The sequence below is a fragment of the Paenibacillus cisolokensis genome, assembly GCF_050481165.1.
Taxonomy (GTDB): Bacteria; Bacillota; Bacilli; order Paenibacillales; family Paenibacillaceae; genus Paenibacillus_AH; species Paenibacillus_AH cisolokensis.
This window is the reverse complement of the sequence record NZ_JBCNFP010000068.1, coordinates 1-19,032: the sequence shown is the minus strand read 5'-3', so window position 1 is coordinate 19,032 and position 19,032 is coordinate 1. Positions and strand designations below refer to the sequence as shown.

19 protein-coding genes are annotated in these 19,032 nt (G+C 59.1%); 2 read left to right on the top strand and 17 right to left on the bottom strand.

Going from position 1 to position 19,032, the window contains the following annotated elements; translation table 11 throughout:
- Nucleotides 1-7: 7 nt before the first annotated feature.
- From ABEV74_RS12010 to ABEV74_RS11930, 17 genes are all read right to left on the bottom strand, one after another.
- Nucleotides 8-934 carry a S66 peptidase family protein gene (locus ABEV74_RS12010; RefSeq protein ID WP_430146289.1) on the bottom strand — a complete coding sequence of 309 codons (927 nt, stop codon included), beginning with the start codon at nucleotides 932-934 and terminating at the stop codon, nucleotides 8-10.
- A 103-nt stretch (nucleotides 935-1,037) separates the two neighbouring features.
- Entirely contained in the window at nucleotides 1,038-2,273 is a 1,236-nt protein-coding gene (pepT, locus tag ABEV74_RS12005; protein ID WP_213529138.1) for a peptidase T, read from the bottom strand.
- 65 nt (nucleotides 2,274-2,338) lie between these two features.
- Nucleotides 2,339-3,157, bottom strand: coding sequence for an MBL fold metallo-hydrolase (locus tag ABEV74_RS12000; RefSeq protein ID WP_430146287.1), 819 nt, complete (start codon nucleotides 3,155-3,157; stop codon nucleotides 2,339-2,341).
- A 169-nt stretch (nucleotides 3,158-3,326) separates the two neighbouring features.
- Nucleotides 3,327-3,935, bottom strand: coding sequence for a hypothetical protein (locus ABEV74_RS11995; RefSeq protein WP_430146285.1), 609 nt, complete (start codon nucleotides 3,933-3,935; stop codon nucleotides 3,327-3,329).
- Nucleotides 3,936-3,965: 30 nt separating this feature from the next.
- Complete coding sequence (locus tag ABEV74_RS11990; protein ID WP_430146283.1) at nucleotides 3,966-4,730, bottom strand: DUF4367 domain-containing protein; 765 nt, start codon at nucleotides 4,728-4,730, stop codon at nucleotides 3,966-3,968.
- On the bottom strand, nucleotides 4,730-5,209 hold the full coding sequence (locus ABEV74_RS11985; protein ID WP_430146281.1) for a sigma-70 family RNA polymerase sigma factor: 480 nt from the start codon (nucleotides 5,207-5,209) through the stop codon (nucleotides 4,730-4,732). Before ABEV74_RS11985 ends, ABEV74_RS11990 begins: the two co-directional genes overlap by 1 nt.
- Nucleotides 5,210-5,402: 193 nt before the next feature.
- Complete coding sequence (locus tag ABEV74_RS11980; protein ID WP_430146279.1) at nucleotides 5,403-5,957, bottom strand: hypothetical protein; 555 nt, start codon at nucleotides 5,955-5,957, stop codon at nucleotides 5,403-5,405.
- Nucleotides 5,958-5,976: 19 nt separating this feature from the next.
- Nucleotides 5,977-6,993 (bottom strand): LacI family DNA-binding transcriptional regulator, encoded by a 1,017-nt coding sequence (locus ABEV74_RS11975; RefSeq protein WP_430146277.1) that lies wholly within the window; start codon nucleotides 6,991-6,993, stop codon nucleotides 5,977-5,979.
- 100 nt (nucleotides 6,994-7,093) lie between these two features.
- The gene (locus ABEV74_RS11970; protein ID WP_430146275.1) at nucleotides 7,094-8,602 is read right to left on the bottom strand and encodes an aldehyde dehydrogenase family protein; all 1,509 of its coding nucleotides are present in this window, start codon (nucleotides 8,600-8,602) and stop codon (nucleotides 7,094-7,096) included.
- 22 nt (nucleotides 8,603-8,624) lie between these two features.
- Nucleotides 8,625-9,788 carry an iron-containing alcohol dehydrogenase gene (locus tag ABEV74_RS11965; protein ID WP_430146273.1) on the bottom strand — a complete coding sequence of 388 codons (1,164 nt, stop codon included), beginning with the start codon at nucleotides 9,786-9,788 and terminating at the stop codon, nucleotides 8,625-8,627.
- A 16-nt stretch (nucleotides 9,789-9,804) separates the two neighbouring features.
- Nucleotides 9,805-10,878, bottom strand: a complete 1,074-nt coding sequence (locus tag ABEV74_RS11960) for an Ldh family oxidoreductase (RefSeq protein ID WP_430146272.1) — start codon at nucleotides 10,876-10,878, stop codon at nucleotides 9,805-9,807.
- Entirely contained in the window at nucleotides 10,875-11,552 is a 678-nt protein-coding gene (locus ABEV74_RS11955) for an RraA family protein (RefSeq protein WP_430146270.1), read from the bottom strand. The genes ABEV74_RS11960 and ABEV74_RS11955 overlap by 4 nt, the downstream gene beginning before the upstream one ends.
- Before the next feature lie 4 nt (nucleotides 11,553-11,556).
- Nucleotides 11,557-12,423, bottom strand: a complete 867-nt coding sequence (locus tag ABEV74_RS11950; protein ID WP_062493132.1) for an NAD(P)-dependent oxidoreductase — start codon at nucleotides 12,421-12,423, stop codon at nucleotides 11,557-11,559.
- Nucleotides 12,424-12,491: 68 nt separating this feature from the next.
- Complete coding sequence (locus tag ABEV74_RS11945; RefSeq protein WP_430146268.1) at nucleotides 12,492-13,193, bottom strand: RraA family protein; 702 nt, start codon at nucleotides 13,191-13,193, stop codon at nucleotides 12,492-12,494.
- Nucleotides 13,194-13,324: 131 nt separating this feature from the next.
- Nucleotides 13,325-14,158 carry a carbohydrate ABC transporter permease gene (locus ABEV74_RS11940; protein ID WP_062496882.1) on the bottom strand — a complete coding sequence of 278 codons (834 nt, stop codon included), beginning with the start codon at nucleotides 14,156-14,158 and terminating at the stop codon, nucleotides 13,325-13,327.
- Nucleotides 14,159-14,176: 18 nt separating this feature from the next.
- Nucleotides 14,177-15,067, bottom strand: a complete 891-nt coding sequence (locus tag ABEV74_RS11935) for a carbohydrate ABC transporter permease (RefSeq protein ID WP_430146266.1) — start codon at nucleotides 15,065-15,067, stop codon at nucleotides 14,177-14,179.
- 20 nt (nucleotides 15,068-15,087) lie between these two features.
- A complete protein-coding gene (locus tag ABEV74_RS11930) occupies nucleotides 15,088-16,416 on the bottom strand; it encodes an ABC transporter substrate-binding protein (RefSeq protein ID WP_430146264.1) in 1,329 nt (442 codons plus the stop codon).
- Between the two features lie 405 nt (nucleotides 16,417-16,821).
- On the opposite strand from ABEV74_RS11930, the gene ABEV74_RS11925 reads away from it, so the two are divergent.
- Nucleotides 16,822-17,565, top strand: coding sequence for a helix-turn-helix domain-containing protein (locus tag ABEV74_RS11925; RefSeq protein ID WP_430146262.1), 744 nt, complete (start codon nucleotides 16,822-16,824; stop codon nucleotides 17,563-17,565).
- Nucleotides 17,566-17,639: 74 nt separating this feature from the next.
- Nucleotides 17,640-18,776, top strand: a complete 1,137-nt coding sequence (locus ABEV74_RS11920; RefSeq protein ID WP_430146261.1) for an NAD(P)H-dependent flavin oxidoreductase — start codon at nucleotides 17,640-17,642, stop codon at nucleotides 18,774-18,776.
- The last annotated feature ends 256 nt before the right edge of the window (nucleotides 18,777-19,032 follow it).

Sequence of the window (19,032 nt, the reverse complement as noted above, 5' to 3'; positions counted from 1 at the left end):
TCCCCCGTTACGACGAGCTCACGACAGTCTCGACAACGGTAAGCTCGCCGGCCGCCGCGTCCAGCCGCACGACCGCTCCGATCGGAATGGCAGCCTTGTAGTAGCCGTGTCCCGAAGCGAGATTCGTTAATAACGGCTTGCCGAGCGGAACGATGAACTCCGTGATCAGATCGTCGTACGTTTTGCCGTACGCGACTTCGCAGCCCGTGCATTCGCCCATGACGATGCCGAGGCAGTCGCGAAATTTTCCGGCCAGCTTCAGCTGATTGATCATGCGGTACACCGCGTTGATCGGTTCATGCGTTTCTTCGAGCAGCAAAATTTTGCCGCGCGTATCGATTTCGTACGGTGTGCCGAGCGTGTCGGTCAGCGACCTCAAATTTCCCCCGACGATCGGACCGGTCACATTGCCGGGAACTCGGCCGATTAGCGGCATTCCGGGCGGATTGGTAATCGGTCTGACAGCCGCTTCGACCGATGTCGCCTCGAAAAATTGATTGAAATTGTAAGCGGGCTCGGCCGCCGTAAAGCTGATAAGCAGCAGGCTGTGAAACGTGATCAAGCCGGTTATTTGATAAAGTGCGTTGAGCAGCACCGTAATATCGCTGTAGCCCGTCACGATTTTCGGGTTCCGGGCAATCGCGTTGTAGTCCAGATACGGCAATATGCCGGCCACTCCGACCCCGCCGCGCACTGGAAGAATCAGATCCACATCGGGATCTTCGATCATCATCATAAAATCGGAAGCGCGCTCGCGGTCGGTCCCGGCCAGAAATCCGTCTGCCGCATACACATAATTTCCCAGCACAACGCGAAAGCCCATCTCCTCGAGCGTTCGGATCCGGGCATCGATAATGTCCGCGCGAAGCGGGCTTCCCAGCGTGACGATGCCGACCGTGGCGCCGGGTCTTAGTATCGGCGGTTTGATGGACATTGGAAATCCTCCAGCGTATAGGCGTTTTTATTACCGTATGCCGCCCAACCCGCGGAGGTTACGGTGAAGACCGTGTCCGCCGATCCGCCTGCCGCCGCTGCATTCAGGTTGCCTTTTCCTCGAACAGACGCGCGATTTCCACAATGACCCGGACCGCTTTCTCCATATTGTCCGCCGAAATATATTCGAACTTCCCGTGATAGTTTTCGCCGCCGGTAAACAGGTTCGGCGTCGGTAGCCCCATATAGGACAGCTGCGAGCCGTCCGTTCCGCCGCGTATCGGCTGAATGTGCGGCTTGATCCCGACGTTTTCCATCGCCTCGCAGGCGATGTCGACAATTTCCCTGACCGGCTCGATCTTGGCCAGCATATTGTAGTACTGGTCCCGCATCTCCAGATTTATCCGGTTGTCGCCGTATTTTTGCCGCATTCTCTCGGCAATCGCCTTGAACGTTCGCTTGCGGGCTTCGAAATTGTCATGATCGAAGTCGCGGATTATATATTCGGATGCGGCCCGCTCGACATCGCCGCCCATCGCCACAAGATGGTAGAAGCCTTCGTAGCCTTCCGTATATTCCGGCGACTCCAGCTCCGGCAGCTGCCCGTGGAATTCCATCGCCAGCTTGCAGGCATTGACCATCTTCCCTTTGGCCGTTCCGGGATGCGTGCTCGTTCCTTGAAAGGTCAATTTGGCGATCGCCGCGTTGAAGCTTTCATATTCCAGTCCTCCCAGCGGACCGCCGTCGACCGTGTAGGCATAGGCCGCGCCGAAAGCTTGCACGTCGAAATGCGCGGGGCCGCGGCCGATTTCCTCGTCGGGTGTGAACGCCACTCTGATCGTGCCGTGCCGGATTTCCGGGTGGCTCCGCAAATACGCCATCGCGGTCATAATTTCCGCAATGCCCGCCTTGTCGTCCGCGCCGAGCAGCGTCGTGCCGTCGGTCGTAATAAGCGTATGGCCTTTATACGAGGACAGCTCGGGAAATTGCTCCGGCGACAGGACGACGCCTAGCCGCTCGTTCAGCACAATCGGCTTGCCGTCGTAATCATGATGAATTTGCGGATTCACATTGCGGCCGGTCATCGCCGGGGACGTATCCAGATGGGCCAGAAAGCCGATGACCGGCACATTCTTGTCCGTATTGGCGGGCAAGGTCGCCATGACATAGCCGTTCGCATCCATCGTGACGTCCGACAGGCCGATCGCGGCCAGCTCCTCCGCGAGCAGCCGGCCAAGCTCAAGCTGTCCCGGTGTGGACGGAACGGTCTGGCTGTTGTCATCCGACTGGGTATCCACCCGGACATAACGGATAAACCGCTCGATAATCTCTTGCTTCATTTTTAGTCACTCCTTATGAACGGAATCGGTGCCGACCAGCGGGCGCCGGCACCGCAAATGCCGCTCTAAATTTCAAGACGCATGCCGTCGAAGGCGACTTCGATGCCGTGCGGCGCAAAAATATCGGTCAGGTCCTCATGAAGCAGATGCGCATTATGCGAAAAATGGGTCACGGCAATTTTGGCGCCGGCTCGCAGCATGCCGGTCTCCGCCATCCGCTTCTGCGCGTCCAAAACGGCATCGACGTTCATATGGCCGACATCGTACGGAATATTCCCCATCGTACATTCCAGTATGGCCAGATCGACCGGCTTCCCTTCCAGCCAGCGCCACGTTTCCTCGGGAAATCTTCCGCTGTCGTGACCGTAAAATACCGTTTTGCCGTTTTTCTCTATGTAATAAACGTAGCAGGTTTCCATCGGATTATGCGAGGCGGGAAGCGCTGTCACGACGGCCGTCCGCAGCTCGGTCCGTTCGAACGGCCTGACGCGGTGCAATTCGAATTTGCCGTGATCGCCGCCGTTCAGGACGAGCGTATCGTGAATGATGCGGATCGCCGCATCGTTGCCGTACACATGAATCGTATGATCCTTCGCCTGCGCGTAACCCGGAAGTCGCGCCACCAGATCGTCCGGATACAGATGGTCGGAGTGGGTATGCGTGATGATGAGATCCTTCATGTCCTCCATGTCGATCCCGTCCCGCAGCATATGCAGCAGCGTATCCGGAGGGAAGTCGACCTTCAATTCATTGTCGAACAAGACGGAGGTGCGGGTACGGATATTTTTGCCTCCTGCCGCTTTCGCCTTGACGCACAGTTCACAGGTGCAGAACAGGGACGGTATCCCTTCAAAAGCAGCCGTACCGAGAAAATGAACGAGCATGCCGGTAATTCCTCCTTCGCATAATGGCTAATGGCCCAACGTACTCATCATTCGCCATGATAAACGCCGTTCCTGCCTGCTGGAATGTGAAAATAACGAAAAGCCTTCGATCAGCCGTTATCCGACTGATCAGAAGGCTTGATGCCGTTATGGTTTCGGGCCGAACCGGTTAAGAGCCGCGCGTGAACAGCTTCTTGCGGGCGGCAAAGAGCAGGCCGGCAACGAGCGCGGCAGCGGCGACCAGCGCCAGCAGTATGACGTTCGGCGATTGCCCCGAATCGCCGGCGCCGGCGTCGGCAGCGGCGGCGGCTTGGACGGCGTCGGCCGTATCGTCAATCTGCGCCGTACCGGCCGCAGCTTGCCCTGCGGCGCCCGCGGCACCTGCATCGCCGGCCTGCGCCGTACCGCCGGCCGCTCCGAACAGAACCGCCTGCTCTCCTTCTACGACTACGACCGATTCCCGGCCGAACTTCTCATAGAGGAAATCCGCATACGTCTCGTCGTAAGGCGTAATGCCGACCTCCACCATGCCGCCGACCACGCCGGTATGCGTAATCGAGAACCCTTGCTCGGCGATGTCTTCCTGTCCCGTTCCAAAAACGTACGCATCGATCTCGGCTTGCTTCGCCGAAAGTTCGTCCTCGGTCGCCGCCGCGACCGAAGCTCGCGGGGAAGCGGCGTTTTCCGGGACGGCCCATACGGAACCGGCAGCCAACACGAACATGCAGCCCGCCGATACGATCACTTTAGCCCAACGTTTCTTCATCTCTTGTTTCATGATGATAGACCTCCTCATTTTTCTTCTGGTTTATTTTTCCGGCTTTTCGCCATACGGTTCCATCGATCGGGCTACCGCGGCGGCTTCTTCGCCGGTCAAATTTCCGGAGAGCATGTAATGAACGCCGTTCAAGCGCCAGTGAAGCTCGACGTTCGGCACCGACTGCCCTTCATCCGACATCGGCGGCCCGGCAATCAAATATCCGGCGGAGCCGTTCACGTCGATCTCCTCATCGTAGGCAGCCGGCATATCTTCATTGTTCTTTTGCGCGAATACGCCGAACGAACGATTTCCCGCCACGTAGCTGAATACGGCATCCGTCGCCTCCCCGTCTTCCGGTCCCGTTACGCTGATCTCGTAAAGAGAGAACCCGTCCGGAATATAGGAAGGGATGAGCAGCCCTTCGCCGAATGCGCGGCCGGCTTCTTCGTAGCCATTCACCACCCGCGGTTCGTTTGCGGAAGGGCCTGTCGGCCCGTCGCCGCCGTCCGCACCGCCGATGAAGGTGCCCGGCGTCTGCGGTTCGCCCGGCGTCTTGCCGCCCGCCGGCCCATCGACGAGCATCGGCGCGACAACGAGCAGTAACCCGATGATGGCCGCGGCGATCGCTCCCGCCATCCATGCGTTGCGCTTCCAAGGCCGCCGCTCTTGAGTCGGAACGGACGTTTCCTTATCCAGGGCGGCAATACGCCTCACCTTCGCCTTCATCTCCTCGTCGAAATGGAGATTCGCGAAAAGCATATCGTCAGCTTCCAGTTTCACCCGCATCCGGATCTCCCTGTCCTGTCGTGTCATTATGCGAGCCCCTCCTTTGCCAGGCATTCGCTCAGAAGCTCCCTTGCCCGGTGCAGCCTGCCGCGGACGGTGCCTTCCGGCGTGCCGGTCGCTTCGGCGATTTCCCGGGTTCCCAGGTCAAGGTAGTAGTACAAGTAAATGACCTCGTGATAATGTGCGGGCAGTTTGACGATATATTTCAAAATGGTCGTTTGATCCAGTCGCTCCAGCGCTTCTTCCTCGACGCTGCGCAGGGCGGCACCGGGCATCAAAACCGGATCCGTCGGCTGCTCCCGCGTCATTTTCAATCCGAGTTTGTCCCGGCATGCGTTGATCGCAATGGCGGTCAGCCATGTTTTCACGCTGCTGTCGCCGCGGAATGACGTCCAGTTGCGATAAGCCCGGAGGAAAACTTCCTGGCTGATATCTTCGGCCAGATGCCGGTCGCCCAAGTAAAAATAGGCCGTACGCAGCACGGAAGAGCCGTATTCGTTCATCATTCGCTCAAGCGCCAAGGAGGGTTCCGCGGGAAATCGGGTTTTGTCAGTTGGGCCGGCCGGCCTCGCCATCTGTTGACCACCTCCATACCCTATAGACGGTCCGATTTCCGAATCCGCTACATGAAAAACGTGAAAAGCCGAAAAAAAATACCGCAGCATACCGAAACGCTGCGGTTAAAACCCGATTATGAAATTACGGCGCAACCTGCTCCAACCCGACCATTTTGCGGCTGTAACGGAATATGATCACCTTGTAGGTGCCGCCTATTCTCATCTCCACCTTCTCCGAAAACAGTTCGTAGCGGCCGCCGTCCGTTGTCGTAATGTTGTCTCCTCCCCGCCTCGGATCCCACCGGTCGGCCACCGTAATTTGCTTCTCGACCGGCCCTGCGGCGATGTCCAGCAGCGCTTGCCCCGCCATCAGCAATATGTAGAGCACCATGACGCCGAGAACGACGGCCAACAGCCAGAGGAATCGGGATTTGACGAGTCGTGTCGTTCGGGCGATCCGATACGCGTAGGACACGAAGAAACTGAAGATGAGCAGCGCAGCGCAGGCCATGCTGATCTCGCTCCACAATACGGTCCGTTCGATCGATTCGTACATTGCGAATATGACGGCGCTCGATGCGAGCCAGAACAGCACGATGCCGATCCGCGCGATATTTCGCTTTCTCCGGTACCATTTTCTGCCGTCCGCTTCCACGAGCACAGTCGGCGCGATCGCTCCTTGCTTTCCGGTATCCATCCTTCTCCCCCTTTCCGGCTTATTCGGCCGCGCCGCTCGATCGGCGAACGATGAGTTCCGGCTCCAGCACGATCTGCTTCGGTTCCGTCTCGTTTTTCGTCCTGATCGCTTCGATCAGCATGTTCGTGGCGATTTGCCCCATTTGATAGCCGGGCTGCCGAATGGTGGTCAGCGGCGGATTCAGATGCTTCGCCCAGACGGTTTCGTCGTAGCCGACGACCGCTATCCGCTCGGGAATGCTGAGTCCGAGCTCGCGTATCGCATCCATCACTTCCAGCGTAATCATGTTGTTGGTGGAAAATACGGCATCGGTGTCCGGATGCTCGCGCAGGAAGCGGAGCGTCGCTTCCTTGATCTTGCCGCTGTCCTGCTCGGCTTCGACGATCCGAAGGTCTTCGGCGGCATACCCGCTGTCCAGCAGCGCTGTCCGGTAGCCTTGAATCCGTTCCTTCCAGGTGCTGACATGCTCGTTCCGGTACGTGACGGCGGCGATGTTCCGCTTGCCGTTGTTCAGCAGATGCCGGACGGCCATCGAGGCGCCTTTCACGTTATTGATGACGACATTGTTCACGTTCAGGCCCGGAAGCTTGCGGTTGATCACGACAAGCGGGTAGCGGGAATCGACCAGCTGCCGGAAAAAATCCGGATTCCGAACGGTAGGGTTGATCACAATGCCGTCCACTTGCCGCATCCGGAACTCGCGGATATATTGCTCCTCTTTCTCCGGCTCCTCGTCCGAATTGCATATCATAAGGTGAAAGCCCTGATTGCGGGTGGCGTCCTCGACGCCTTCCAGAACCGAAGTCCAGAACGGATTTTTCAGATTGGACAGTACCATTCCGATAACGTTCGTTTGCGACGACTTCAGCCCTTTGGCAAGCGCGTTCGGCCGGTAGTCCAGTTCCTTGATGACGTCGAGCACTCTTTGCCGCGTCTCTTCCGTCGTATGAGCGTAGTTGTGATTAATAATTCTCGAGACGGTCGTTTTGGAAACGCCGGCTTTTTTCGCCACATCCGTAATTGTAACTTTCATCATCACCATTCCTACAAGATAGAATCGCGCGGATACGACATTCGTTTGGAAAACGGTTTACTTTCGCTTTCACAACTAAATTACACTTCACGCCGGGCTTTCGTCAACGTAAATGTTCCGATTTGGCGTATACGGCTTTCATATTCGTGAAAAATTCCTGATTCGTATGACCGATCGAGTACGGACCGAACCCCGATTTTTTCACGCCGCCGAACGGCACATGAGCCTGGCTCGCGGTACCGTGGTTCAGGTGAACCATGCCGCACTCGAGCAGCTCCGTCATCGCCAGCGCAACGTCGGGGCGATTCGTAAAGACGGATGCGGCAAGCCCGTAGTCGGTGCCGTTGGCCGTATCGACCGCTTCCTGCCAATCGTCGACTTCCAGGACGGACAGCACGGGACCGAATATTTCCTCCCTGGCGATCGTCATCTGCCCGGTCACGCCGGTAAACAGCGTCGGAGCCACATAATAACCGGCCTCGTCCCCGTCTTCACTCTCGATGGCGAGGCGATCGCCGCCGCAGGCGAGAACCGCTCCTTCGCGCTTCCCTGTTTCGATATAGCGCATGACCGATTCGAAATGCCGGCGGTCGATGAGCGGTCCCATCGTCACGCCGTCCTTCCAGGCCGGCCCGACGCGGATCTCCCTCATCCGTTCCATAATATAATCGGTCAGTCTGGCCGCAATGTCCTTGAGCGCGATCACCCGGCTGATCGCCGTGCAGCGCTGTCCCGAGCAGGCAAATGCGGCCTGGACGATTTGCTCCGCGGCGTAAGCCAGATTGCCGTCATCCAGCACGATCGCCGCATTTTTCCCGCCCAGCTCGAGCTGCGTCTTCGCCAGACGCGAAGCGGCGATGCCGTTAATGCGCAGGCCGAGAGCGGTCGAGCCGGTAAAGCTGATGCCGCTCACGAGAGGATGGGAGACGAGCGGATCGCCGACCTTGCCGCCGGCGCCCAGTATCATATTGACGACCCCTCCGGGCAGGCCGGCTTCGGCCAGCAGCTCCATCAAGCGCACGGCGGACCATGGCGTGGCCGAAGCCGGCTTGAACACGACCGTGCATCCGTAGGCGAGCGCCGGCGCAATTTTGCGGACCGGCGTAACGACCGGAAAATTCCACGGCGCGATCGCCGCCACGACACCGATCGGATAGCGGATGACGCTGACGCCGATCTGCCCGTCCTCGCTCGGCATACGGTATCCTTCGACGCGAAACGCCTCGCCTGCGGAGAAGCGCGCCTCATTCGCGGCCCGCCGCACCTCGCCGAGCGATTCGGCCAGCGCCTTCCCCTGCTCGGCGGAAATCCTGTAGGCGAGCTCCTCCCGGTCGCTTTCCAGCAAATCGGCAAAACGGTTCAAAATGCCGGCCCGTACCGGAGCCGGCGTATTGCGCCATGAAGCGAACGCCCGATGTGCGGACAGCACTGCCCGATTCACATCCTCCCCGTTCGAGTCCGGAAAATCGCCGATTCGCCGGGACGGACGAGCCGCTTCGTATACCGGATACGTAAGGCCGCCGGCGCTCTCCGTCCAGGCGCCGTCAATATAATTGCGGTAAGTGCGGCCGCCATTCGCGTCAAGCCAGCTTTTCATCGGATTTCCGTTCATTTCGGCTCCCCTCCCCTTCGCGTTATGCCATCGCATCGCGGCAAATTTGCTTCAGATCTTCCAGCGTCGGCCTGCGCGGGTTGACCGGGACATTGCCCGAAGTCATCGCTTCCGCCGCGATCGTGTCCAGATCTTGCTCCGTCACGCCGAAATCCGCCAACGTCTGATGAATGCCCACGTCCCGCTTCAGCTCGCGTACGGCGACGACCGCCTGCTCGGCCGCTTCCCGCGGCGACATGCCTTCGACCGGCATGCCGAAAATTTGCGCGATTTCCTTGAATTTCGCCAGATTGCCGATCAGGTTGTACTGCATCACGACCGGAAGAAGAATGGCATTGACCAGCCCGTGCGGAATATGAAAATGGGCGCCGAGCGGAATGGCCAGCGCATGAGCCAGACCGAGCCTCGTCGGATTGAACGCCATCGCCGCGATCAGGCTGGCCATCAGCATGTCGTACCGCGCCTCGAGATTTTCCCCTTGCGCGACCGCGGTGCGGAGACTGCGCGCGATCAGCTTCATCGATTGGATGGACAGCCCTTCGGATATGGGCTGCGTCGCTTTGTTGACGAACGATTCCAGCGCATGCGTCAAGGCGTCCATACCGGTGGCCGCCGTAATATGGGCGGGCAGCGATACCGTAAGCTCCGGGTCGCACAATGCGACGTCCGGGCAGTTGTACGTGCTGCCGACGCTAAGCTTCGCCTTCGCTTGCTTGTCGGAAAGCACCGACCAGACGGTCAGCTCGCTTCCCGTCCCCGCCGTCGTCGGAACGGCGATCATCGGCGCGCCCTTCCCCGGCACCTTGCCGATGCCGACATAATCGCGGATATGACCGCGGTTGCCGAGCATGAGGGCGGCCGCTTTGGCCGTATCGAGAGCGCTGCCGCCACCGAGCCCGACGACGCAGTCGCAGCCCGTGGCGGCGGCAGCCTCTTTCGCCCGCATCACCCCCTCAATGTCCGGATCCGCTTCGATATCGTTAAAGATCGTATAGGGAATGCCGGCATCCGCCAGCACGTCCGTCAGACGGTCGGTCATACCCGCCTTCTGCACGCCCGGATCGCTGACCAGCAGAACCTTCGTCCCGTTCAGCCGTTTCACGTGTGAAGCAAGCTCCCTTACCGCTCCGTTGCCGAATTCGATCGCCGTCGGAAGCTCGTACCGGAATATCCGATTCCACAACATGCCGCATCTTCTCCCTCTATCGCGAATATGGACTTTCTTCCAGAAGCGCCGAGGACAAGTCGAGACCGAAACGCTCCCCCCAGCCTTGCAGTTCCGTCTCGACGGAAGCCGGCAGGGCGATCCCGCAGCTCTTCCGCTCCAGCGTCTTGCGGTGCTCCAGCTCTCCGGGAATCAAAATTTCGCTAACGCCCGGCGCCCGCGGCTCGGCCTTGATTTCCTCGATATAGCGGTCCACCCGCTCCTTGAACAGCTCGGTCGGCATAAACTTGCCGATATCGAACGCGATGAACATATGCCCCACATTTTGCGGCTCGTCCCAATTTTCGTACATATTGTTCACATAACGGCCGAAGCCCGCACCGGTCAATACGCCGCACAACAGATCGATAAACAGGGAGATGCCGTATCCTTTCGCGCCCCCCATCGGCAAAACCGATCCTTCCAGCGCAGCGTTGGCGTCGGTGGTCGGATTGCCGTATTTGTCAATCGCCCAGCCGGGCGGGATGCTCTCGCCCTTTTGGGCGGCGACAATAATTTTGCCTCTAGCCACGACGCTTGTGGCCATGTCGAGAATAAACGGAAGCCGGCGGCCGGCCGGCACGCCTACGGCCAACGGATTGGTGCCGATGAACGGGCGCAGCCCGCCGGTCGGCGGCATCGTTTGCGACGCATTCGACATAATGATCATAATCGTATCCCGCTGAACGGCTTTCAGCAAGTAATAGGCGCAGGTGCCGAAATGATTGGACCGCTTGACGCCGACGACCGCGCTGCCGTTGCGCCTGGCGCCTTCAAGCGCCAATTCGAGCGCCCTCGTTCCGACGACGGCTCCCGGATTGTTGTTCCCGTCCAGCAGCGTAACGGTGCCCGTCGTCCTTGCGAACATCTGCCCGTCGGCGTTCATCATGCCCGCTTCCAGCCGCTTCAGGTAAATATCCGCCCGTACGACGCCGTGGGAATCGATTCCCCGGAGATCCGCTTGCACGAGCGATTCCGCGATAATGTCCGCATGCTCCCGGGAAACGCCCGCAGCCGTGAACAAACCGGCGCAATACTGCGCAAGCTTCTGCCAATCGTAACGGCGGATCATGGCAGCCTGCATCCTTTGCGCCGAATCGTTTCGTTCACCCATGCGCGGTCCGCCGTTCCGTTCTCAATCGCGAGCATCGTCTCCCGCTCGCGCCGCAGCTGCTCTTCGACTTTGTCCATCAGCCGCTCCGCGTGCGCTTGCGGCACCGCGACGACCCCGTCCTCGTCGCCGAATATAATGTCTCCCGGGTGCACGACCATACAGCCGACCGTGACGGGCACGTTGATTTCCCCCGGTCCCTCCTTGAACGGGCCGCGATGCGTCACGCCCCTGGCGTAGCACGGGTAATTGTGCGAGAGGAACGCCTTCGAATCGCGTATCGCCCCGTCGATAACAAAGCCCGCCACTCCTTTCTTCCTGGCGAGCCGCAGCATAATTTCCCCGACAATCGCCTGCGTCGTATCGCCGCCCGCATCGACGACGATGACATCGCCCGGCTCCGCCATGTCGATCGCCTTATGCACCATCAAATTGTCTCCCGACCGCGTCCTGACGGTAAAGGCCGGCCCGAGCAGAATGCCGCCGGCATGGCAAGGACGCAGATCGGCACCGGCGCCGTGCATGCGGTTCATGTTATCGCTGATCAGAGAAGCGGTGGCAGCCTTGAACCGTTCCAGCACGGTTGCCGGCGGCCGGTTTTCCAGCGGAAAAATGCGAAATCCGAGATTTTCCATAGCCTTATTCATCCCCCAGAATATAGCCGGCAATCGCGGAGAAATCCTGTTCCCCGATTTGCTTCCCCGTCATGTTGTACAGCTGCAAGGCGAGATGGGCCAGCGGCAAAGGCAGGTCCCTTCCTTCCTCGACGGCGATTTGCACATCCTTCTTCATCAAGCGCTGTTTGAATCCCGGCTTGAAGTCCCGCTTGACGATCGTCTCCCACTTGTTCAGCAGCATCCAGGACGCGCCCGAGCTGCTGCCGATGACCCGTACCAGCGTTTCCGGGTCGATCTCGAGCTTCCCGGCCAGAGCCAGCGCTTCGGCGGAAGCGATCATATGAATGCCGGCCAGCATCTGGTTGATCGCTTTGACCGCCTTGCCGGCGCCGACGGGACCGACCCGCCAAATGTTCCCGGCCATCGCTGCCAGCAGCGGACGGACCTCGTCGAGCACGTCTTCGTCGCCGCCGGCCATGACGGTAAGCGTACCGTTCTCCGCTCCGGCCGTCCCGCCGCTTACGGGAGCGTCGAGCACGCGGATGCCTCTTTCGCTGTACGCCGCATGGATCGCTTTCATCGTCGCCGGAGATCCGGACGTCATTTCGATCAGGATGCAGTCCGCCGGCAACGCGCCCGCGATGCTTTCGTCCAGAAGCACCTGCTCCATTTCCCGGTCGGCAGGCAATATACTGATCAACGCCTCGCTGTTCAAGGCGACATGTTCCAGATGAGGATGAACCGCGGCGCCCAGGCTTCGCAGCTCTTCGACCGGACGCGGATTGCGGTGAACCGCCACCTGCACCTCGTAACCATGCTTCAGCAAATTTCGGGCCATCGGCAATCCCATGGCGCCCAAGCCGATAAATCCGACACGTTTCAATTTCATCGCCTCTCCCTTCGCGCAAAGCATGAGAGCTAATAGACGGCTATTAGCTCTCGCTGCTTGCCCGCGATTTACAGCACGGTAGCGTCCAGTTCCCAGCCCAGCTCCTCGTACAGCCTTCTGCGTCCGGCTTTGTCGCCGGACAGCTCCTGATGCGCGTACTTGGCGACGTCGTAGGCGATTTTGCGCGGGACGACGACGACGCCGTCGCCATCGGCCACGACGATGTCACCCGGATAAACGGCCACTCCGCCGATCGCGACCGGAACGTCCTTGGCATCGAAGCGAATGCGCGTCTGATCCATCCCCTGGGAAACGAATTTCGACCATACCGGAATTTTCTGCATGATCACTTCGTCCGTATCCCGAATCCCGCCGCCGTTCGTAATGTAGCCTCTGCATCCTTTCTTGAGCGCCGCAAGCGTGTTATTGGAACCGAGAATGCCGACATCGCAACCGCTGACATCCATCACCATAATATCGCCGTCCACAATATCCGCTTGCCACGGATCGTGGCATACTTCACGGTAATACCATTTCACCCAGGCCGTATATTCTTCCGGCGTTTTTCCCGGCATGGGACCCTCGTAAGGAAGGTAGCGCACCGTGCGGGCTATACCGACGATTCTCGTCCGCCAGAGCGGCTTCACGTCGTGATGCACGGTACCGAAGCCGTGGTAGCCTACCCAGTCCATCCCGTCGCGCACATCCGTTACGCGCAAATCTTTGTACAGCTCAAGCAGCTGCTTGCGGTCATCCTGCTGACGTTCCATCGATCATCGACTCCTTTTCATCATCGTTATTCGGAAAAGACGACTGCATCAAGACGCCAGGCGAACTTTCATGAACGGTTAACCGAAATCGGCGTTCACCCCCTTGGCGGAATATGCCGCTTCCAGCGCGGCTACCCTTTGATTCCTCCTGCGGCGATGCCTTCGATCAAATACCGCTGGGCGAAGATGAACATGACGAACACCGGCACGAGCGTCAAAATGGACATCGCGAACAAGGCTCCCCACGAACTTTCGCCGGACGAATCGGTAAACATCCGCAGCCCAAGCGCTACCGTATACAGTTGAATTCCGCTTATATAGAGCAGCTGGCTGAAGAAATCGTTCCACGTCCAGATGAACGTGAAAATCGCGGTCGTGATCAGCGCCGGCAACGTAAGCGGGACGATCAGATACCCGTACATGCGGATCGGTCCGCAGCCGTCGATTTTCGCCGCCTGGTCCAGTTCCTTGGGCAAGGAGCGGATGAACTGCACGATGAGAAAAACAAAGAACGCTTCGACGGCGAAAAATTTGGGAACCGTCAGCGGCAAATAGGTATTGATCCAGCCGAACCGGTTGAACATGATGTATTGCGGAATGACGGTAACGTGAAACGGCAGCATAAGCGTCATCAGCATGACCGCGAAAAACGTCTTTTTCAGTGCGAACTCCAGCCTCGCGAAGGCGTATGCGGCCATGGAGCAGGAAAGAAGCGTGCCGATCACGCTGAAGGCGACGACGATGAACGTATTGACGAAAAACGTGCCGAACGTATAGCCGGAAAGTCCGGCCCAGCCCGTCTTGTAATGCTCGAAGGTGACGGTCCGGGGGATCAGCGACGGATTGGCGAAAATATCGGCGTTCGGCTTGAACGAGCTGACGAACATCCACACCAGCGGATACGCCATAAGCACACAACCGGCCAAAATCACGACATGCAGCAGCAGCTTTGACGTCCTGCTCATGACCAACTGGCAACACCTCTATTCCTGATAGTGAACCCACTTACCGGATGTCACGAAGACCAGGCATGTGATAAATGCGATCGCAAGCAGCAGCACCCAGGCCATGGCGGCGGCGTAGCCCATATCGAACTGCGTAAAGCCTTTCTGGTACAAATAGAGCGTGTAGAACAAGGTGGAATGAAGCGGTCCTCCGCTCCCGCCGCTCACCACATAGGCCGGGGTGAAAGCCTGAAAGGCATGGATGATCTGCATGACCAGATTGAAAAAAACGATCGGGGTCAACAGCGGAAACGTCACATGCGCAAACTGCCTTGCCGCGCCCGCCCCGTCGATTCTCGCCGACTCGTACAGATCGGACGGAATTTGCTTCAGACCGGCCAAAAAAATGACCATCGAGGAGCCGAACTGCCATACCGACAACACAATAAGCGTATATAACGCCGTGCCCGGCGAAGCGATCCAGTTCGTTCCTTCGATGCCGAGCCGCCCGAGAAGGCCGTTGATCAAGCCGTCCCCGCCGAAAATTTGGCGCCACAGCAGGCCGATGGCGACGCTGCCGCCGAACAGGGAAGGCACGTAATAAATCGCGCGGTAAACGTTCAGCCCCCTGATCCCCTTATTTAAAAGCAGCGCGATGGCGAGCGCGAAGCTGAGAGACAGCGGAACGGCAAGCAGCACATACGTCAGCGTGACCGTCACGCTTTTGATATATTTCGCGTCGCGAAACATTTCCGCAAAGTTCTGAAAGCCGATCCATTGCGGAGCGGTCAGCAAATCATATCTCGTAAAGGAAAGATATAACGAAAAGGCCATGGGAAAAGCGGTCAGACAGAGCAATCCGAGCAGCCACGGCGACAAGAACAGATAACCGACCCAATTGTTTTTCCAGAACGTTTTGATCGTTTGCATCGTTTCACTCCCGAAAGCCGTCATCGGTTCAAAATGGCCGCGGCCTTCTCGACGAAATTTTGCGCCCCCTGATCGACCGTCTTTTGCCCGAAGGCGATTTCCTGGGCCGTTTCGCTCAGCAGCGTGCGAACCTCGCCCTGCCCTTTGGGCGGCAGCGGAATCGTACCGGCCGTCTTCAGACTGGTCTGGATCGCGTCGAGGGTTCGCTGTTCCGCCGGCGACAGCTCCGATTTGATCGCTTCATTGCCTTTCGTCGAACCGAGCGCGCCTTGCTCCAGCTTGAAAACCTTCTGCGCTTCTTCGCGGTTGACGAAAAAGTTGATAAAATCGGCCGCTTCCTGCGGATGCTTCGAGCGGGCGGAAACGGCAAGATAAGCGCCTTCCACAAATTCGCCCTCCCGGCCTGCCGGATCACCCGGTCTGCGCAGCGCCTGAACGTCTCCGTCCACATAATGCTGGTATAGCGGAATCTGATTGAACGGGAATATGGCCAGTATCACTTTTCCTTTGACGAACAGACTTTGATCGAGCGAGACGTTGGCATATTGCTCGCTCGTTGCCGCATCCGGAGCCATCTTGTCTTTGCGGAGCCGGTCCCATATGGCGAACCAGGCGGCCACATCCTCTTTCGTCACGCCCAGCTTGCCGTCGGCATCGAACAGTTCTTTGCCGCGCTGCCGAGCGAACACTTGCAGCCCCGTAATATCGCCGCCGGCATCGACCACCGCCCACCGGTCCGGGTCGTCGCTTGCGCCGATCGCCTTTTGAATTTCGGCCGCCTTGGCGTGGAAGTCATCCCAGGTCCAGTTGAAATCCGGCGCCTGAACGCCAAGCTTATCCAGCGTTCCGGCATTGTACGCCCACCCCGTCATCGTGACGCCTTGCGCGACCATGACCGTTTTCCCGTCGACTTTGCCGACTTCCCGTACCGCTTCGGGAAAATCGCTCAAATCGATCGTCTTGTTCTCGAGATACGGATCGAGTTCGAGCAGCGCGCCTCTTTGCGCATAGTCGGCCACATACGTCGCGTGCATGCCGATCACGTCGGGCGCGTTGCCTCCCGCGGTCTGGGTCGCCAGCTTGTCCCAGTAGTCGTTGAAGCTGCCGTACTGCCTTTCGATTTTGACGTTCGGATGCTCTTTCTCGTACATATCCGCAATCGCGTTGTACTTCTCATGACGTTTCGCGTCTCCCCACCAGGCGAAGCTGATCGCGATTTTCTCCCCCTGATCCGGATTCTCCGCGGAACCCGCCGGTGTCGTCTTCGTCCCCCCTCCGCTGCAAGCCGGCAACCCGATGAGAACCGAAAGGAAAACGAGCGGCATAATAAGCGCTTTCATTTTCTTCATGGGCATCCCTCCGTTATTGGTTATAAGCTCCGCTCTCCTGCATCATTTCGAATCGGGTCTTTCGATCGGCATCCCGTTTTCTCTCAAAAGAGCCGGAGCAATTTGTAACGCGATTATATTGGGAATCGGTTTCCAAGGTCAATGAGATTTTGCGCTTAAAAAATTGAGTTTTTTTACATCGCCGCTTTCCGCGGCGGCTGCCGGTGATGGTGCCGGATGACGGCGAACCGGAATTGCCTTGATTTCCGGAATCCGATTTGATAGAATTCGGTTAACCGATTTAGTAAACCGGTTCCCAAACCGGTCCGCTCCGAACGAATGACTTTACACCTACGATTCCTCATCCGCGCGCAGGCAAAAATGGCCGTATGGCAACACCAATCCAGTAAAGGTGGTCGCGGGCACATGATGCAAGGTGATTCTTCGTTCTGTTCCGACAAGGCAGTCGCCGTGTTGATCGACGCCTCGAAAGACCAGCATGCCGCAATGCTGCAAGGGCTCCGGCAGTATGCACGGGAGCATCCCCACTGGTTCGTCTTTTCGCTTGCGGACGTGCTGCTGGAAGCTTGTAAACTGGCACGGATTCCGGTGCCGGAGACAGAGGCGCCAGACGGCGGCCTGCAGGAGCGAAACGCGCGCGAAAACCTTGTCCCTCCCTCTTCTTCCGTCATGCCGGACAGCGTGAAAGCCGGTTACAACGCCGCGCTGCTGCTCGACCGAATCATAGCCGGGCAAAGCGAACTCCGGGATGACGACCGCCCGGTTGGCCCGGACGGACGTCCGCCAGCCGACCCTTCTATCGAAGAAGACCAAATCGTATCGGAAGCGCTTGACTTCATCCATAACAACGCCTGCGAAGGCATAACGGTCAAGGACTTGCTGAACGAAATTCCGCTATCCCGCAGAATGCTCGAACACCGGTTCCGCAAAGCGGTTGGCGTAACGCCGCACAAAAAAATCATTTCCGCCCGGCTGAACTATGTCAAACGGCTGTTGGCCGACACCGACCTGACCCTTGCCGAGATCGCGGACAGAGCCGGCTTTCGGCATGCCGAGTATTTGAGCGTGGCGTTCAAGCGCGAAGTCGGCATCCCGCCGGGCCGGTACCGCAAGCTGTACCGGCGGAAAACGGCCGTTTCGCACATATAACCGCCGTGCATGATCCGTTATGCGAATCCGACATTTCCATTATCGGCCGGAGTTTTATACGATAGAAGGAAACGATGGCGGCAAGGGAGGAACTGGACAAATTGAAACGCGACCCGCTGCACACCCCATTATGCGAGCTTCTCGGAATCGATCTGCCCATCATACAAGCCGGCATGGCCGGAGGACCGGCCACCCCTTCGCTGGTCGCCGCCGTGTCCGCGGCAGGCGGACTCGGTACGCTTGGCGCGGCCTACATGGAGCCCGAAGCGATCCGCGAAGCGGTGCGCGCGGTCAGGCGGCTGACGGACAAGCCGTTTGCCGCCAACCTGTTTGTCGCGCCGATGCGCGATGATTATTCGCGGTATGCCGAAGTGCAGCCGGTACTCGATCGGATCGGCGCGGAGCTCGATCTGGCGCCGCGGGCCGGCATCTCGCCGCCCGCCACGCCCGACAGGCTGGAACGGCAATTCGCCGTACTGCTGGAAGAAGGCGTGCCGGTCATCAGCACGGCCTTCGGTCCGCTTCCCGAACCGCTCGGGCGGGCCGCCCGCGAAGCGGGACGGATCGTCGCCACGATGGTGACGACGGTCGAGGAAGCGCTGACCGCCGAAGCGGCGGGCAGCGAGATTCTCGTCGCCCAAGGCTGCGACGCCGGAGGCCATCGGGGCACGTTCGATACGAGCCGGCGCCCGTACGGCGCGCTTGTCGGCACGTTCTCGCTCGTGCCGCAGATCGCCGACCGGGTCAAGGCGCCGGTCGTCGCCGCCGGCGGCGTCATGGACGGCCGCGGCCTCGCGGCCGCGCTGCTGCTCGGCGCGCAAGGCGTTCAGCTCGGAACGCGCTTTCTGACAGCGGCCGAATCGGGCGCCCATCCCGCATACAAGGAAGCGCTGTTGGCGGCATCCGAGGACGACACGGTCATTACCCGCTGGTTTTCCGGCCGTCCGGCCCGTGGTCTTCGCAATCGCTTCATCGAGGCGGCGGAACAGTCTGGTCTGGAGCCGCTGCCGTTCCCGAGCCAGAATACCGCCACCGGTCCGATTCGACAAGCGGCGGCCGAGCGGAACGATGCCCAATATATGTCGCTTTGGGCAGGTCAAGCGCTGCGTCTGCTCACCCGCGATACGCCGGCCGCGCACATCGTGCGCGAAATCGCCGACGAGGCCCGTTCCCGCTTGTCCGGAATGGCAGGCGGCGGACCGGCCGAATGATGCGTGCGGCTTCCGCGTCGTCTGTGCCGGCATCGGCAGGCTGGCAGACGCCCTGAAGCCGCCCTTTGCTTTTGGCCCCGCTTCTGTTTCCCCGTCCATTGCTTTTGTCCCTCTCTTCCATTTCCCTCTACTTTACGTTGAAAGCGCATCCAACGGCGTCAGTGCATTTTGAAATCAAAGTCAACAGCCCAATCGTTTCCCTCGCACGCCCGGTGGCGGCAATCGGCAAAATCGGGGCGTGTCAACTCATTTAAAA

Bases quoted from the DNA above. Each gene is read 5' to 3' on its own strand.
- ABEV74_RS12010 (WP_430146289.1), bottom strand. From the start codon at position 934: ATGTCCATCAAACCGCCGATACTAAGACCCGGCGCCACGGTCGGCATC.
- pepT (WP_213529138.1), bottom strand. From the start codon at position 2,273: ATGAAGCAAGAGATTATCGAGCGGTTTATCCGTTATGTCCGGGTGGAT.
- ABEV74_RS12000 (WP_430146287.1), bottom strand. From the start codon at position 3,157: ATGCTCGTTCATTTTCTCGGTACGGCTGCTTTTGAAGGGATACCGTCC.
- ABEV74_RS11995 (WP_430146285.1), bottom strand. From the start codon at position 3,935: ATGAAACAAGAGATGAAGAAACGTTGGGCTAAAGTGATCGTATCGGCG.
- ABEV74_RS11990 (WP_430146283.1), bottom strand. From the start codon at position 4,730: ATGACACGACAGGACAGGGAGATCCGGATGCGGGTGAAACTGGAAGCT.
- ABEV74_RS11985 (WP_430146281.1), bottom strand. From the start codon at position 5,209: ATGATGAACGAATACGGCTCTTCCGTGCTGCGTACGGCCTATTTTTAC.
- ABEV74_RS11980 (WP_430146279.1), bottom strand. From the start codon at position 5,957: ATGGATACCGGAAAGCAAGGAGCGATCGCGCCGACTGTGCTCGTGGAA.
- ABEV74_RS11975 (WP_430146277.1), bottom strand. From the start codon at position 6,993: ATGATGAAAGTTACAATTACGGATGTGGCGAAAAAAGCCGGCGTTTCC.
- ABEV74_RS11970 (WP_430146275.1), bottom strand. From the start codon at position 8,602: ATGAACGGAAATCCGATGAAAAGCTGGCTTGACGCGAATGGCGGCCGC.
- ABEV74_RS11965 (WP_430146273.1), bottom strand. From the start codon at position 9,788: ATGTTGTGGAATCGGATATTCCGGTACGAGCTTCCGACGGCGATCGAA.
- ABEV74_RS11960 (WP_430146272.1), bottom strand. From the start codon at position 10,878: ATGATCCGCCGTTACGATTGGCAGAAGCTTGCGCAGTATTGCGCCGGT.
- ABEV74_RS11955 (WP_430146270.1), bottom strand. From the start codon at position 11,552: ATGGAAAATCTCGGATTTCGCATTTTTCCGCTGGAAAACCGGCCGCCG.
- ABEV74_RS11950 (WP_062493132.1), bottom strand. From the start codon at position 12,423: ATGAAATTGAAACGTGTCGGATTTATCGGCTTGGGCGCCATGGGATTG.
- ABEV74_RS11945 (WP_430146268.1), bottom strand. From the start codon at position 13,193: ATGGAACGTCAGCAGGATGACCGCAAGCAGCTGCTTGAGCTGTACAAA.
- ABEV74_RS11940 (WP_062496882.1), bottom strand. From the start codon at position 14,158: ATGAGCAGGACGTCAAAGCTGCTGCTGCATGTCGTGATTTTGGCCGGT.
- ABEV74_RS11935 (WP_430146266.1), bottom strand. From the start codon at position 15,067: ATGCAAACGATCAAAACGTTCTGGAAAAACAATTGGGTCGGTTATCTG.
- ABEV74_RS11930 (WP_430146264.1), bottom strand. From the start codon at position 16,416: ATGAAGAAAATGAAAGCGCTTATTATGCCGCTCGTTTTCCTTTCGGTT.
- ABEV74_RS11925 (WP_430146262.1), top strand. From the start codon at position 16,822: ATGATGCAAGGTGATTCTTCGTTCTGTTCCGACAAGGCAGTCGCCGTG.
- ABEV74_RS11920 (WP_430146261.1), top strand. From the start codon at position 17,640: ATGGCGGCAAGGGAGGAACTGGACAAATTGAAACGCGACCCGCTGCAC.